The following is a 15,160-nucleotide window of genomic DNA, read 5'->3' as shown; positions in this document are numbered from 1 at the left end:
GGACCTACTTGTCAAGGGCGTCGAGTTGGCGATGGAGGAGATCCTGCGCCTCGCTGCGGTCGGGGGTCGCGGCGGTGAAGTAGTGGATGTAGACGAACAGGTTCTTGCGGACGCTGATCAGTTTGACACTGGCGTTGCCGAGCTTGTCGAGATCGCTGATGGCGGAGCCGGTGGCGTGGTCCGCGGGGTCGGCGAAGGTCTTCTGGTGCGGCGTGCTGCTGGTCTGCCAGGTGTGTGCCATGGACTTGTACATGCTCTCGGCGCCGGTGGGCGCGGCGAACCGAACGAGGAAGATGTCGGCCTGGCTTGCATCGGGGCTGATCCAGCCCTGCCGCGCGGCCGCGACGAAGCGCCGGCGTACGAGCACGGCCTTCTCCCGCGAGACGGCGTCCGGCTTGAAGAGCTCGTGGGCGAAGCCGTTCAACTCCAGCGGGCCGTTGCGGTCGGTCCAGGCATGCGCGCCTGCCGGTACCGGCAGGATGGCGGCCATGAGCTGTGCTCCCGCCCCAGACGCAGGTGCGCCCGAGGCCGAGGAGGGGGTTGCGGGGGCCGACGGAGATGAAGCCGCCGAGCGCATGGCCGCCGGCGAGGGCTGGGAGCTTGGCGTTGAGCAGCCGGCCAGCACTGCCGTCAGAAAGGTTGCGGCGATGACCTCGGCGTATCGTCTCGGTATGTGCACGCCGGGATCATGGCCGATCCCACGATCTTGCGTCCAGTGTCGTTCCGGGTGCTGCCTGAAGGCCGGGCTCGCGTAGGTTCGCCGTATGTCCGACACCGAGCAGTTCGACCTCGACGCCTATCTGGAGCGCATCGGGTGGGAGGGCGGCAGGCGGGCCGATCTCGCGACCCTGCGGGGTGTGCATCTGGCCCATGCGCTGTCCTTCCCCTTCGAGAACCTGGACGCCTGGTCCGGCAGGGCGCCGTCGCTCGCCCCGGCCGATCTGATGGCCAAGATGGTCCGGGGCCGTCGCGGCGGCTACTGCTACGAGCACAACACCCTGCTCAGGCTGGCCCTTGAGGCGCTCGGCTTCGGGGTGACCGGGCTGGCGGGGCGGGTGGTGCTGGGCGCGGAGACCGTGGAGAGCCGTCCGCGTACGCACATGATGCTGCGCGTGGAGGTGCCGGGCGATCCGCAGCCGTATCTGGCGGACGTCGGGTTCGGGGCGGCCGGGGCGCTGCTGCAGCCCGTGCCGCTGACCGTCGGCGAGGAGTTCGAGGGCGCGGGGCGCCGGCACCGGCTCGTGCACCTGCCGTACGGCGGGCCGCTGGAGCTGTGGGCGCTGCAGGCGTACGACCGGGACGCGCGGGACTGGGTGAGCCAGTACGCGTTCACGCTGGAGCCGTTCTTCGCGCCCGACTACGAAGTGATCAACTGGCACATCGGCACCAACCCCCGCTCCCCCTTCACCCAGCGCCCCTACCTCCAGCGGACCACCCCCGAACGGCACCTCGCGCTCGACGGCGCCCGGCTGGTCGAGACCCGGGCCGACGGCACGGTGACCGAGCGCAAGCTCACCGACGAGGCGGAGGCGCGGCGCGTGGTGGAGGAGGAGTTCGGGATCGCCGTGCCCGAGGGGCTCACGCTGCTGCGCTGAGTCAGCGGCGGGCCAGCCAGTCCCCGCCCGCTATCAGCCGCCCGCCGGCCCGCAGCCGGGCGGCGATGCGCGGCGCGGCCACGTACACCCAGGCCCGGACGGCCGTGCCGTCGGCGCGTACGACGTCCCGGGCGACGCGCTCGTACAGGTTGCGCGGGTCGCCCGGGGTGTACTCCTCCAGCCGGTCCAGTTCCGCGAGCAGCCGGCCGTACGCCTGCGGGAGCGCGGTGATCAGGTCGCCGCTGACCGCTTCCCCGGGTGCCTCGACGGCGTAGGGGTAGCCGGGGCCGTCGTAGAGCACCGCGTCCGGGAGGCGGGCCGGTTCCTCCGTGTGCGTGCGGCCGCGCAGGAACTGGTCGTGGTTGGCCTCGCCGGGGCGGAGGGTGCCGTAGACGAAGAAGGGCAGCGGGTCTCGGTGGTCCGGAGTGATCACGGAAACGATTCTGTACCCCCTTCGACTCCGCACACATCTCCATGGCGGCGCTATGGACATGACATGTCATGCCCTCTTAAATCTCAGTCGACATCAGCGCCATCCCTACGCCTCACCCCCACGCCTAACCCCCACGCCTCGAAGGCGCCTCCCCAAGGAGACAGATGAGTCGGATACGTCAGCACGTCCGAGGAACCCGTCGTCTCGCCACCGCCGGTGTCGCCGTCACCACCGCGACCCTGCTGGCCGCCGCCCTCTCCCCCGCCGCCCACGCCGACGGCCGGCCCACCCGGGCCGGTGCCGTCGAGAACGCGGCCTCGGCCCTCCTCGCGCACGCCGCGAGCCTGGGTCTGACCTCCGCCCAGGACACCAGCGTCCGGGACGTGATCGTCGACAAGAACGGCACCCAGCACGTCCGCTACGACCGCACCTACCACCAACTCCCGGTGCTCGGCGGCGACTTCGTGGTCCACCTCGCTCCGAGCGGCGCCTTCCGCAGCGCCGACCGGGCGACCAGGAGCCGTATCGCCCTGTCCTCGATCGTCCCCAAGGTGTCGGGCCCCAGGGCCGCCGACCTCGCGGTGAACGCGCTGCGTGCCGCCAACCTCGGTGACGCGCTGAAGCAGATCAAGGCCAAGCCTGAACTCGTCGTCGACGCCCTGCACGGCGCCCCGAAGCTCGCCTGGCGCACCAACGCCGTCGCCCAGGACTCGCTCGGCAACCCGGTCGCCCGGACCGTGCTGACCGACGCCCGCACCGGCGCCCAGATCGACGCCTGGGACAGCATCGAGACGGCCACCGGCGACGGCAAGTCGCTGTACAGCGGGACGGTTCCGCTGGAGACCACCCAGTCGGGGTCGTCGTACCAGCTGAAGGACCCGACGCGCGGCAACACCTACACCGGTGACGCCGAGAACAAGACCGACCTGTGCTTCTTCGGCATCTGCTTCAGCCGGGCCCCCGCGACCCTGTTCACGGACGCCGACAACCACTGGGGCACGGGCGCCACCGCCGACCGCTCCTCGGCCGCCGTCGACGCCCAGTACGGCACCAACGAGACCTGGGACTACTACAAGAACGTCCAGGGCCGCAACGGCATCGCGGGCGACGGCAAGGGCTCGTACAACCGCGTCCACTACGGCAGCAACTACAACAACGCCTTCTGGGACGACAGTTGCTTCTGCATGACGTACGGCGACGGTGACGGCTCGACCTTCGGGCCGCTGGTCGCGCTGGACGTGGCCGGGCACGAGATGACGCACGGCGTCACCTCCAAGACGGCGGCGCTGACCTACTCGGGCGAGTCCGGCGGCCTCAACGAGGCCACCTCCGACATCCTCGGCACGATGGTCGAGTGGTACGCGAACAACCCCTCCGACCCCGGTGACTACCTCATCGGCGAGAAGATCGTGAAGTCCGGCTTCGGCAAGCCCGCCCTGCGCTTCATGGACAAGCCGTCCAAGGACGGGAACTCCGCCGACTACTGGAGTTCGTCGGTCGGGAACCTCGACGTCCACTACTCCTCGGGCGTCGCCAACCACTTCGCGTACCTGCTCGCTGAGGGCAGCGGCGCGAAGACCATCAACGGCGTCAGCTACGACTCGCCGACCTCCAACGGCTCGACGGTCACCGGCATCGGCCGGGACAAGGTCGGCAAGATCTGGTACCGGGCACTGACGGTCTACATGACGTCCTCCACGAACTACGCGGGGGCCCGGACGGCGACCCTGAACGCGGCGAAGGACCTCTACGGCGCGGGGAGCACGGAGTACAACGCGGTGGCGGCGGCTTGGAGCGCGGTCAACGTGAACTGAGCCCCACGACGACGCCGGAAGGCCGGTGCCCGCTCGGGCACCGGCCTTTCCGCTGTGCACTCCGGTCAGACGGCCAACTCCGGCTCCTGGGCCGGGGATTCCGCCGCCTCCCCCGGCTTGCCGTCCCGCATCACCACCGTAGCCAGCACCGCCGCCGCCAGAACCCCGACCGCGCTGAGCGCGAAGGTGGTGGACATCGACGAGGTGAAGGCCTCGCGGGCGGTGCGCAGGAGGTCCGGGTGGGCCGCGGCGACGGCGCCGGCGATGGACTGGCGGGCCTGGGCGGGGGCGCCCGCGGGCATCCGGTCGGCGTAGCCGCTGGAGAGCAGCGAGCCGAGGATCGCGATGCCGAGGGCGGTGCCGGCCTGCTGGACGGTGTCGTTCAGGGCCGAGCCGACGCCCGCCTTGTCCGCCGGGATGGTGCTCATCAGGGCGCCGACCGCCGCCGGCATGGCCGCACCGGCACCCAGGCCGAGGAGGCCGAGGGCGATCGCCGGGACGGTGAAGCCGGAGCCCGCGTCGACCGTGGTGAGCAGGGCGAAGCAGGCCACCATGATCAGCATGCCGGTCAGGATCACGAAGCGGTTGCCGATCTTCGCGGCCAGCTTCACGCCCGCGGTGTTGCCGATGATCGCGGTCACGGCCAGCGGCAGGAAGGCCAGGCCCGCCTTGATGGGCGAGTAGCCGAGGACGAACTGCAGGTACTGGGTGAGGACCAGCAGCAGGCCGCCGTTGCCGATCTGGACCAGGGCCAGGGAGAGCGAACCGCCGCTGAAGTTGCGGTGCTTGAAGAGGACCAGCGGGACCATCGGGGACGCGCTGACGTTCTCCCAGACCACGAAGGCGGCGAGTGCGACGACCGCGACTGACAGGCTGACCAGGGAACGGCCGCCGAAGGCACCGTGCTGCGGGATCTCGATGATCCACCAGACCAGCGCGGTCATCCCGGCCGCCGACAGCACCGCGCCCAGCGGGTCGGCCTTCTGCCACGGCGCCTTGGACTCCGGCATCAGGGTCACACCGGCGAGGACGGCCAGGGCGACCACGGGGACGTTGAGGAAGAAGATCGAGTGCCAGGAGAAGTGGTCCACCAGCACGCCGCCCAGCACCGGGCTGCCGACCAGGCCGAGCATCGACACCGAGCCCCACGCCGCCATCGCCCTGCCGCGCTCCTCCTCGTCGAAGACGGTGATGAGGATGGAGAGGGTGGACGGCATGACCAGCGCCCCGCCGACGCCCATCGCCACACGTACGGCGATCACTTGGGCCGGATCGGCGGCGAACGTGCCGGCCAGTGAGGCCGCGCCGAACAGCAGCAGGCCGATCAGCATCACCTTCCGGCGGCCGAAGCGGTCACCGAGGCTGCCGGAGGTGAGCAGCAGGCCGGCGAAGACCAGGACGTAGGAGTCGAGGATCCACTGGACGTCCTGGGCGCTCGCGCCGAGGTCCTCGGTCATCGCGGGCACCGCCACGGTGAGCGCCATGCTGTCGATCACCAGGACCAGCGTGCTCAGGCAGAGCACGACGAGGATCCACCAGCGTCGGGGATTGCGGCTTTCCATGGGGTTCCCTCTTCTCTTGCGCACACCGTTCCGGTGATGCGTACAGCGTTCCGGGCTGCGATGCGAACACTGTACGCAGCCCGGAACAGTGTGCGCAACCCTTGAACGCTGTACGCTGGATGCGCACGAAGTACGCACCCAGAGGAGTCCGCCGATGGCCGCCAGGACCAAGCCGAACCCGATCCCCTCCGTGTGGGCCCGGGAGCGGCGCGAACCCGAACAGCCCTCGCTCAGCCGGGAGTCGATCGTGCGCGAGGCGGTGGCGATGCTGGACGCGGACGGCGTCGAGGCGCTCAGCATGCGCAAGCTCGGCGCCCGCCTGAACGCCGGCGCGACCTCCCTGTACCGGCACGTGGCCACCAAGGACGAGCTGATGGAGCTGGCCGTGGACGAGGTCGCGGCCGAGATCCGGGTGCCGGCCGGCGCCGACCCCGACTGGCGGGCCGCCGTGGCCGAGGCCGCGCAGTCCTTCCGCGCGACCGCCCTCAGGCACCCCTGGGTGTCCTCGGTGATGGGCCAGGCCGGACTCGTCTACCTGGGCCCCAACCTGATGTCGTTCTCCGAGCGGCTCGCCGCGCTGTTCACCTCGGCCGGCTTCCCCGAGCCCGATCAGGCGATCAGCACCCTGCTGGCGTACACGCTCGGCATGAGCACCACCGAGGCCGCCTGGCTCACCACGGTCGCCCGGTCCGGGCAGACGGAGGCCGAGTTCATCGACCGGCTGATGCCCGCCGCCCAGGAGGCCGCCGCCGGCCACACCAATCTCGCCGCCTCCTACGCCGAGCCCACGCCCCGTGACCCCGCCCGGGACCGGGACGCCAAGTTCGCCTACGGACTGGATGTCGTCCTGGACGGACTGGCCCTGCGACTGCCGCGCTAGCCGCGGGAGTTTCGTGAGGCAGCGTCACGCGGCCACCCCCGGTCACCCGTTCACCGCCGACCGGGGTGCCATTTGTGCTTTTTTCATACGACCTCTCGCGCACGCCCGCGACCTGCCGGAACTCGGCCCCCACTAGGCCGCGCGGGGGTCGCGGGCGCCACCCGTTCATCGCATTTCTGACGGTGTTTCAGGAAGCGGACGGGCTCGAGTGCGACTTACCTCGGAAGGGCAGGGGCGCGCCCCTGTACGAGTCGGATCAACGAGTCGGACCAGCCCTGGGGAGCACCATGCGACGCACCGCCCGTCTGCTGACCGGTACCTCGCTCGCCGTCGCCGCGGCGGGACTCGCCACGGCACCGGCCTACGGCGAGGCAGTAGACACGGCGGCGCGCCCCTTCGGCTCCCTCGCCGGCAGTCTGCAGGTGTACCCGTCCACCACCCTGCCGGGCACCCAGGTCACCGTGAACACGGCGGCCTGCGGGGACAAGGGCATGGCGGTCGGGGACGCGGGCGCGGTCGGCGCCGGGACGTTCCCGCTGGCACCCAGCACGCACGAGGGCGAGGCGATCGGACAGTTCCGGGTGCCGTCGAGCGCGCAGCCGGGGACGTACGAGATCGTCGCGAAGTGCGCCGAGGGCGCCAAGCAGGTCACGGGCGACCTGGTCGTGGCGTTGGGCGCGGCGCACGAGCAGGTGCAGCCGCGCGGAAGTGTGAAGACGGGGGTCGGCGGCGCACTCGGCACCGACCCCGTGCAGACCACGGCGGGTGTGGCGGCTCTGGCCGTCGCCGCCGCGGGCGGTACCTGGCTCCTGCATCGCCGGGCGAGAGGCGACGGGATCTGACGGACACCCTCCGCTGTCCGTCCGCCGGTACCGCAAGTCCCGCCCCCTCCGGGTCCGATGCCCCTCGCGGCTCGGAGGGGGACGGGGGTCCGCATCAGGGATCCACCCAAGTCCCGCCTCGCGGGAGGCTCGCCTCCGGGAGAGGGGTTTCGTATGCGCAGGATCGGGGACACCGCCATAGCCGCGATCACCGTCGTAGCCCTCGGCTCGGCGGTGTGGCTGCTCGGCGCGGGGGCCGCGACGCACGCGCCGCCGCAGCCGACGGCCGCCGAGGGCCGCCCCGACCCCGGCGAGGAGCGGCTCACGTCACCCGCGCTCGACCCGTCCCCGCCCACCCGGATCCGCATCCCCACGATCAAGGTGAACGCCCCGCTGATGGGCCTCGCGCTCACCAGCGCCGGAAGCCTGGACGTGCCGCCCGCCGCGGAGAAGAACCTGGCCGGCTGGTACGAGGCCGGCACCACGCCCGGCGAGACGGGCACCGCGATCGTCGCGGGCCACGTCGACAACACCGAGGGCCCCGCCGTCTTCTACAACCTCGGTGCCCTGAAGCGGGGCGCCGTCATCGAGGTGGACCGCAAGGACGGCAGCACCGCGGTGTTCAGCGTGGACGCGGTGGAGGTGTACGCGGCCCGGAACTTCCCCGACGAGAAGGTGTACGGCGCGGCGGCGCGCCCCGAGCTGCGGGTCATCACCTGCGGCGGCACCTACTCGAAGGCCACCGGCTACCAGGGCAACGTGGTGGTCTTCGCCCATCTGACGGGCAGCCGCTGAACCTCACAGCGCCCCCAGCCGCCCGCACGGGACCCTCACACCCCCGCTCCGCCCCCGCTGAGGGCAGCGTTCCTCGTGGGAAACAGGAGTGATGCGGCCGGGTAACGTCGGGGCCGCACGCTCCTTTACATGACCTCGAATACGCGTGTGGTGGTGATCGGCGCCGGCCTCGCGGGCGTACGGCTCGCCCGGCGGCTCGGTGAGCTGGGCACGCCCGCGCTGCTCGTCGGCGACGAGGAGCACCGGCCGTACAACCGGGTGCTGCTCGCCGAGGTGCTGGCCCGCCGGTACGCCCCGGAGGTGATCGCCCTCCCCGCGCCCGGCGGCCTGGTGCGCACCCGGGTCACCGGCATCGACCGCACGGCGCGGCAGCTGCAGTGCGCCGACGGCACCTCGATCGCATACGACACGCTGGTGCTGGCCACCGGCTCCAACCCCGTGCTGCCGCCGCTGCGCGGCCTGTTCACCCCTGACCACCAGCTCCCGGAGGGCGTGCACGCGTTCCGCACGATGGACGACTGCCTGGGCCTGTCCAAGGCGGTACGCCCGGGGGTGCGGGCGGTCGTCATCGGCGGCGGGCTGCTCGGGGTCTCCGCGGCCCGCGCGCTGGCCGTGCGCGGCGCCCAGGTGGTCCTCGCCCAGCAGGCCGAGCGGCTCATGGAGCGCCAGCTCGACCCGAACGCCTCCCGGCTGGTGCTGCGGCACCTGAAGGACCTGGGCGTCGAGGTGCACACCGAGTGCCGGGTGCGGGACGTGCGCTGCGTCGGCGGCGCGGTCCGCTCGGTGGAGATGGCCGACGGGTACGCCCTCGACGCCGACCTCGTCGTCCTCGCCTGCGGGGTACGGCCCCGCGCGGGTCTGGCGGAGCAGGCGGGCCTCGCCGTCCACAAGGGCGTCCTCGTCGACGACGAGCTGCGCACCTCCGACCCGCACATCCACGCCATCGGCGACTGCGCCCAGCACGACGGCACGGTCTACGGCCTCGCCGCCCCGGCCCTCGAACAAGCCGACCTGCTCGCCGAGTTGCTCGCCGGAGACGCGAACGCCCGCTACACGGGCACCCGCGCCCTGACCCGGCTGACCCTGACCGGTCCCGACTCCCCCTTCGACCTCGCCGCGTTCGGCGAGACCGAACCCCGCCCCGGCGACGACGTCGTGCAGCTCACCGACGCCACCCGGGGCACCTACCGCAAGGTCGTCGTCCGCGACGACCGCCTGGTCGGCGGGGTCCTCGTCGGCGAACTCGGCACCGTCGGCGCGCTCGCCCGCGCCTGGGAGGGAGCAGAGCCGCTCCCCGACGACGGCCCCCTGCTCCACCTGCTCACCAACGATGGAGGCTCCTGATGACCGCCACCCTGGGGGCCACCCCCACGATCGTGCTCGTCGGCCACGGCATGGTCGGCCAGCGCTTCCTCGAAGCGCTCGCCGAGCGCGGCCTGACCGCCACGCACCGCGTGGTCGTGCTGTGCGAGGAGCCGCGTCCCGCGTACGACCGCGTCGCCCTCACCTCGTACTTCTCGGGCAAGACGCCCGAGGACCTCTCCATGACCGACATGGAGTTCATCGCCACGCACGGCATCGAGCTGTACGTCGGTGACCCCGCGGAGACCATCGACCGCGAGGCGAAGAAGGTCACCGCCAGGTCCGGCCAGGTCTTCGAGTACGACGCCCTCGTCCTCGCCACGGGCTCGTACCCCTTCGTACCCCCCGTCCCCAACAAGGACGCCGAGGGCTGCTTCGTCTACCGCACGATCGAGGACCTGCTCGCGATCGAGGCGTACGCGAAGTCGAAGGCCACGGTCGGTGCGGTGGTCGGCGGCGGTCTGCTGGGGCTCGAGGCGGCCGGTGCGCTGAAGGGGCTCGGACTCACCTCCCACATCGTGGAGTTCGCGCCCCGGCTGATGCCGGTCCAGGTCGACGAGGGCGGCGGCGCCGCGCTCCTGCGCACCATCGAGGAGATGGGCCTGAGCGTCCACACGGGCGTCGGCACGCAGGAGATCGTGGTCGGCTCGGACGGTGCCGTCACCGGCATGAAGCTGTCCGACGGCTCCGAACTCGCCACCGACATGGTGGTGTTCAGCGCCGGTGTCCGCCCCCGCGACCAGCTGGCCCGCGACTGCGGCCTGACCGTCGGCGAGCGCGGCGGCATCGCCGTCGACGAGCAGTGCCGTACCGTCTCCGACCCGCACGTCTTCGCGATCGGCGAGTGCGCGCTGGCCGCCGACGGCCGGGTCTACGGCCTGGTGGCCCCCGGCTACGAGCAGGCCGCGACGGCCGCCGCGACCATCGCCGCCGACGAGGCTGATCAGTTGACGTTCACCGGTGCCGACCTGTCCACCAAGCTGAAGCTGCTCGGTGTGGACGTGGCCTCCTTCGGTGACGCGCACGGCGCCACCGAGGACTGCCTGGACGTCGTCTACTCCGACTCCCGCGCGGGCCTGTACAAGAAGCTGGTCATCGGCCGGGACGGCACGCTGCTCGGCGGCATCCTGGTCGGCGACGCGGACGCGTACGGCACCCTGCGCGCCCTGACCGGTTCGGTCCCGCCCATCTCCCCCGAGTCGCTCGTCCTGCCCGCCGGAGCGGGCTCGGGGGCCCAGCTCGGCCCGTCCGCGCTGCCGGACGAGGCGATCATCTGCTCCTGCCACAACGTGTCCAAGGGCACGATCCGCGGCGCGGTCACCGACCACCGGTGCACGACCGTGCCCGAGGTGAAGAAGTGCACCAAGGCCGGTACGGGCTGCGGCAGTTGCGTCAAGGTGCTCGGCCAGCTGGTCACCGCCGAGCTGGAGGCCTCCGGCGTCGAGGTCGACAAGGGCCTGTGCGGCTGCTTCGGGCAGACCCGCGAGGAGCTGTACGAGATCGTCCTCGCCCTGCGCATCAACACCTACCAGGACCTGCTCGACCGCTACGGCCGCGAGGAGGCCCGGGGCGGCGGCGGCTGCGAGGTCTGCAAGCCGGCAGTGGCGTCGATCATCGCCTCCCTCGCCCCGACGATCGGCGCGAGCGGCTATGTCCTGGACGGCGAGCAGGCGGCCCTGCAGGACAGCAACGACCACTTCCTGGCCAACCTCCAGAAGAACGGCTCGTACTCGGTCGTCCCGCGCATCCCCGGCGGTGAGATCACCCCCGAGGGCCTGATCGTGATCGGTGAGATCGCCCGCGACTTCGGCCTCTACACGAAGATCACCGGCGGTCAGCGGATCGACATGTTCGGCGCGCGGGTCGAGCAGCTCCCGCTGATCTGGACCCGCCTGGTGGACGCCGGCTTCGAGTCGGGCCACGCCTACGGCAAGGCGCTGCGCACGGTGAAGTCCTGCGTCGGGCAGACCTGGTGCCGCTACGGCGTCCAGGACTCGGTCCGCATGGCGATCGACCTGGAGCTGCGCTACCGGGGCCTGCGCTCCCCGCACAAGCTCAAGTCGGCGGTCTCCGGCTGCGCCCGCGAGTGCGCGGAGGCCCAGTCGAAGGACTTCGGCGTGATCGCCACCTCCAACGGCTGGAACCTGTACGTCGGCGGCAACGGCGGCGCCACCCCGCGCCACGCGGACCTGCTGGCGCAGGACCTCACCGACGCCGAACTGGTCCGCCTGATCGACCGGTTCCTGATGTTCTACATCCGCACCGCCGACCGGCTGGAGCGCACCTCCACCTGGCTGGAGCGGATCCCCGGCGGCCTGGACCACGTGCGCGACGTGGTCGTGGAGGACTCCCTCGGCATCTGCGAGGAGCTGGAGTCCCTGATGGCGGACCACGTGGCGCACTACGCCGACGAGTGGGCGACCACCATCAACGACCCCGAGAAGCTCGCCCGGTTCGTGTCCTTCGTCAACGCGCCGGACACCCCCGACCCGGTCGTCGGCTTCGTGCCCGAGCGCGACCAGATCAAGCCCGACCTGCCGCTGCTGACCATCGGCCACCGTCCCCTGGAAGGAAGCGCCCAGCGATGACCCTGGCACCCGAGACGACCGACCTGAAAGTGCAGCTCCGGCTCGCGGAGGAATGGTTCACGGTCTGCGACCTGAGCCGGCTGCTGCCCGGCCGGGGCGTGGCCGCCCTGCTGCCGGACGGCCGCCAGGTCGCCCTGTTCCGCGACCGCGACGGCCGGCTGTACGGCATCGACAACCGCGATCCCTTCGGCGGCGCGGCGGTCCTCTCCCGCGGCCTGACCGGCACCCATCAGGGCCGCCCGTTCGTGGCGTCCCCGCTGCTCAAGCAGCGCTTCGACCTGGAGACCGGGCAGTGCCTGGACGACGAGTCGGTGCGGGTGGCGACGTACCAGGTGCGAAGCACCTGACAGCAACGTGCGCAGCGCCTGACGCGCGCAGTACGGGCCGCCTGACCGGGAGCCGGTCAGCCACTTGGATCAACCGGCTCGTGCGGCCCGGGGGCGAACCCTAGCCTGAATCCGGACATACAGTCAGATTCCTGACCGCATGTCCGGATTCGGTGTTCCTGGAGAAGGGTTGCCCCCCATGCCCGACCGCCCGAGGTCCCGACGACGTACGCCCCGACTGATGACGGCGTTCGTCGGCGGTCTGATCGGCGCCACAGCGGTGGCCGCCCCCGCCCGGGCCGACGTGGGGGGCGTGACGGAGTACCCGATCACCACCATCGCCGACAGCTTCCCCGCCGCCATCACGGCGGGGCCGGACGGGGCGCTGTGGTTCACCGAGTCGGGGGTGTCCAGGATCGGGCGCATCACGACCGGCGGTACCGTCAGCGACTACGCGGTCCCGACCCCGGACAGTTTTCCCTTCGACATCACCCGGGGACGCGACGGCGCCCTGTGGTTCACCGAGATCTTCGGCAACAAGATCGGCCGGATCACCACGAAGGGCCAGGTGACCGAGTTCCCGTTGCCGACCGCGAACAGCGGCCCGACCGGGATCACCAGCGCCCCGGACGGCGCGCTGTGGTTCACCGAGACCGGGACCAACAAGATCGGGCGGAGGGCATCCGACGGCACCGTGACCGAGTACCCGATCCCGACGCCGGACAGCGACCCCTACCGCATCGCCGCCGGGCCGGACGGCACCGTGTGGTTCACCGAGACGATCAGCGGCAAGATCGGCCGCGTCGGCAGGGACGGCCGGGTCACCGAATTCCCCCTGGGAGACTTCGACTTCCCCTTCGACATCACCGCGGGCCCCGGTGCCATGTGGTTCACCGCGCCCGGCGCCAACGCGGTGGGGCGGATCGACCACGCGGGGCACATCACGAAGTTCCCGCTGCCGTCCGCCGACGCCGGCCCGGACGGCATCACCCCCGGCCCCGACGGCAGCCTCTGGTTCGCCGAGCAGTCCGGCCGCATCGGCCGGGTGACACCGGCCGGCGTGATCACCGAGTTCCCGGTGCCGGGCGGCGCGGACGACGTTCCCTTCCAGATCGCGGCCGGCCCCGACCGGCACCTGTGGTTCACGGAACTGATCGGCAACGCCATCGGCCGCGTCCAGGCTCTGCCCGGCCGCGCCACGAAACCGGCCCCGGGTCACGTCGCGACGCCACCGCAACAATTGCTTGACCGATCGTTCCAGAACTCCCTAGGCTGCGTCACATGGCCAGGACCAAGGAGTTCGACCCCGACGCCGCACTTCAGTCAGCCCTGGAGCTGTTCTGGCGGCGCGGCTACGAGGCGACCTCGATGACCGACCTGGTCGAGCACCTGGGCATCGGCAGGGCGAGCCTGTACGCGACGTTCGGCAACAAGCACGAGCTGTACCTGAAGGCGTTCGACCGGTACGAGCAGACCGGACTCGCACGGATCGTGCACGAGCTGTCCCAGCCGGGCCCCGCACTGCCCGCCGTACGAGCGGTCGTACGCCGCTACGCGGACGAGTCCGCCCACGGGGAACTGCGCCTCAACGGCTGCCTGGTGACCAACACTGCGGCCGAGCTGGCCCCGCACGATCCCGCCGCCGCCCGGCGCGTCGAGCGCAACTGGGACCACCTGGAGACGGTCCTGCACACCACGCTGGTGCGCGCCCGGGCCCAGGGCGAGCTGCCGTCCGACCGCGACCCGCTCGCCCTGGCCCGCACGCTGCTGGTGCTGATGCAGGGCCTGCGGGTCGTCGGCAAGGCGTCCTCGGACCCGGCCCGGGTACGGGAAGCGGCGGAGCAGGCACTGACCCTGCTCGACTGACACACCGCCCTCCACCGGAGGGCCTCTTTGCTTGCCTCATACTGAACCGATCGGTCAAGAATAAGGGGAGATCATGACCACCACCCGTTTCACCGGCAGGACCGCCCTCGTCACCGGCGCCGGCTCCGGCATCGGACGGGCCGTCGCCCTCGCGCTCGCCGCGGAGGGCGCTCAGGTCGTCGTCGCCGGGCGCCGGCGGGAGCCCCTGGACGAGACCGTCCGGCTGATCGAGGAGCGGGGCGGCAAGGCCCTCGCGGTGACCGCCGACGTCTCCCGTGCCGACGACGCGGAGGCGCTGGTCCGGGCCGCCGTCGGGCAGTTCGGCTCACTGGACGTGGCCGTCAACAACGCCGGCGTCTTCCGGGGCGGGCAGCCTCTCGCCGACCTGCCGGAGGAGGACTGGCACACCCAGCTCGCCGTCAACGTCACCGGCGTCCACCTGGCCCTCCAGGCCCAGATCCGCCGGATGCGCACCCAGCCGTCGGGCGGCGCGATCGTGAACGTGTCCTCCACGTTCGGCCTGCACGCCACCTCCCCCGGAGCCGCCGCCTACTCCGCGACCAAGGCCGCCGTGACCGCCCTCAGCCGGGGCGCCGCCCTGGACCACATCGGCGAAGGCGTCCGCATCAACGTGGTCAGCCCGGGCGCCACCGCCACCTCGATGTCGCTCCGCCCCGGCGAGACGGAGGCCGGCCGCACCGAACGCGCGAAGGCCACCCTCCCGCTCGGCCGGATCTCCACCACCGAGGAGGTCGCCGCCGCCGTCCTCTACCTGGCCTCCGACGACGCGCCCTCGCTCGTCGGCACCGACCTGGTGGTGGACAGCGGCGGCTCGCTGTGAGCGGGCGGGTTCACGGGCCGGAGCCGTCCGACACCCCGTAGTGGTGCGACTGGGCGCCTTCGACATCGGTCAGATCGTCGCCGATCGCGTCCAGCTCCTGCCGGGCGTACTCGTCGAGGAACGGAAACAGGGCTCCGCAGTCCCGGCAGGCCCGCGCGAGTCCGGCATCGAACACCGGCCGAGGTTTCAGGATTCCCGGGCGGCGGAACTTGAGCCGAAGGCGTTCGCCCCATCGCTCACCCGAGGTCAGCTCCCCGACCGGGCTCAGCCGGTCCGA

15 protein-coding genes are annotated in these 15,160 nt (G+C 71.7%); 11 read left to right on the top strand and 4 right to left on the bottom strand.

From position 1 onward, the window contains the following. Positions 1-4: 4 nt before the first annotated feature. Positions 5-490: a hypothetical protein gene (locus tag BEK98_RS19860; protein ID WP_094217931.1), complete on the bottom strand. Its 486-nt coding sequence runs from the start codon at positions 488-490 to the stop codon at positions 5-7. 274 nt (positions 491-764) lie between these two features. On the opposite strand from BEK98_RS19860, the gene BEK98_RS19855 reads away from it, so the two are divergent. Continuing rightward, entirely contained in the window at positions 765-1,595 is an 831-nt protein-coding gene (locus BEK98_RS19855) for an arylamine N-acetyltransferase family protein (protein ID WP_094217930.1), read from the top strand. A gap of 1 nt (position 1,596) precedes the next feature. Here the strand turns inward: BEK98_RS19855 and BEK98_RS19850 are convergent, their stop codons facing one another. Continuing rightward, positions 1,597-2,028 carry a gamma-glutamylcyclotransferase family protein gene (locus tag BEK98_RS19850; RefSeq protein ID WP_244201905.1) on the bottom strand — a complete coding sequence of 144 codons (432 nt, stop codon included), beginning with the start codon at positions 2,026-2,028 and terminating at the stop codon, positions 1,597-1,599. A gap of 164 nt (positions 2,029-2,192) precedes the next feature. On the opposite strand from BEK98_RS19850, the gene BEK98_RS19845 reads away from it, so the two are divergent. After that, positions 2,193-3,842, top strand: coding sequence for a M4 family metallopeptidase (locus BEK98_RS19845; RefSeq protein WP_094217928.1), 1,650 nt, complete (start codon positions 2,193-2,195; stop codon positions 3,840-3,842). 65 nt (positions 3,843-3,907) lie between these two features. Here BEK98_RS19845 and BEK98_RS19840 read toward each other — a convergent pair whose 3' ends face one another. After that, positions 3,908-5,404 carry an MFS transporter gene (locus BEK98_RS19840; RefSeq protein ID WP_094217927.1) on the bottom strand — a complete coding sequence of 499 codons (1,497 nt, stop codon included), beginning with the start codon at positions 5,402-5,404 and terminating at the stop codon, positions 3,908-3,910. 154 nt (positions 5,405-5,558) lie between these two features. On the opposite strand from BEK98_RS19840, the gene BEK98_RS19835 reads away from it, so the two are divergent. From BEK98_RS19835 to BEK98_RS19795, 9 genes are all read left to right on the top strand, one after another. Then, on the top strand, positions 5,559-6,284 hold the full coding sequence (locus BEK98_RS19835) for a TetR/AcrR family transcriptional regulator (RefSeq protein WP_094217926.1): 726 nt from the start codon (positions 5,559-5,561) through the stop codon (positions 6,282-6,284). Positions 6,285-6,571: 287 nt separating this feature from the next. After that, entirely contained in the window at positions 6,572-7,126 is a 555-nt protein-coding gene (locus BEK98_RS19830; RefSeq protein ID WP_094217925.1) for a hypothetical protein, read from the top strand. 153 nt (positions 7,127-7,279) lie between these two features. Beyond that, positions 7,280-7,900: a class F sortase gene (locus BEK98_RS19825; protein ID WP_094217924.1), complete on the top strand. Its 621-nt coding sequence runs from the start codon at positions 7,280-7,282 to the stop codon at positions 7,898-7,900. 129 nt (positions 7,901-8,029) lie between these two features. Then, positions 8,030-9,244, top strand: a complete 1,215-nt coding sequence (locus BEK98_RS19820) for an NAD(P)/FAD-dependent oxidoreductase (protein WP_094217923.1) — start codon at positions 8,030-8,032, stop codon at positions 9,242-9,244. Then, positions 9,244-11,850, top strand: a complete 2,607-nt coding sequence (gene nirB / locus BEK98_RS19815; protein WP_094217922.1) for a nitrite reductase large subunit NirB — start codon at positions 9,244-9,246, stop codon at positions 11,848-11,850. The genes BEK98_RS19820 and nirB overlap by 1 nt, the downstream gene beginning before the upstream one ends. Continuing rightward, positions 11,847-12,197 (top strand): nitrite reductase small subunit NirD, encoded by a 351-nt coding sequence (nirD, locus tag BEK98_RS19810; protein WP_094217921.1) that lies wholly within the window; start codon positions 11,847-11,849, stop codon positions 12,195-12,197. Before nirB ends, nirD begins: the two co-directional genes overlap by 4 nt. Positions 12,198-12,417: 220 nt before the next feature. Then, on the top strand, positions 12,418-13,548 hold the full coding sequence (locus BEK98_RS19805) for a Vgb family protein (protein ID WP_208643161.1): 1,131 nt from the start codon (positions 12,418-12,420) through the stop codon (positions 13,546-13,548). Next, entirely contained in the window at positions 13,458-14,042 is a 585-nt protein-coding gene (locus tag BEK98_RS19800) for a TetR/AcrR family transcriptional regulator (RefSeq protein ID WP_094217920.1), read from the top strand. Before BEK98_RS19805 ends, BEK98_RS19800 begins: the two co-directional genes overlap by 91 nt. A 73-nt stretch (positions 14,043-14,115) precedes the next feature. Continuing rightward, positions 14,116-14,883 (top strand): SDR family NAD(P)-dependent oxidoreductase, encoded by a 768-nt coding sequence (locus BEK98_RS19795; RefSeq protein ID WP_094217919.1) that lies wholly within the window; start codon positions 14,116-14,118, stop codon positions 14,881-14,883. A 10-nt stretch (positions 14,884-14,893) separates the two neighbouring features. Here the strand turns inward: BEK98_RS19795 and BEK98_RS49060 are convergent, their stop codons facing one another. Further along, positions 14,894-15,058, bottom strand: a complete 165-nt coding sequence (locus tag BEK98_RS49060; RefSeq protein ID WP_167444211.1) for a hypothetical protein — start codon at positions 15,056-15,058, stop codon at positions 14,894-14,896. Between the last annotated feature and the right edge of the window lie 102 nt (positions 15,059-15,160).

It is taken from the genome of Streptomyces diastatochromogenes (assembly GCF_002242805.1).
GTDB classification, from domain to species: Bacteria; Actinomycetota; Actinomycetes; order Streptomycetales; family Streptomycetaceae; genus Streptomyces; species Streptomyces diastatochromogenes.
This window is presented reverse-complemented; position numbering and strand designations above follow the sequence as displayed.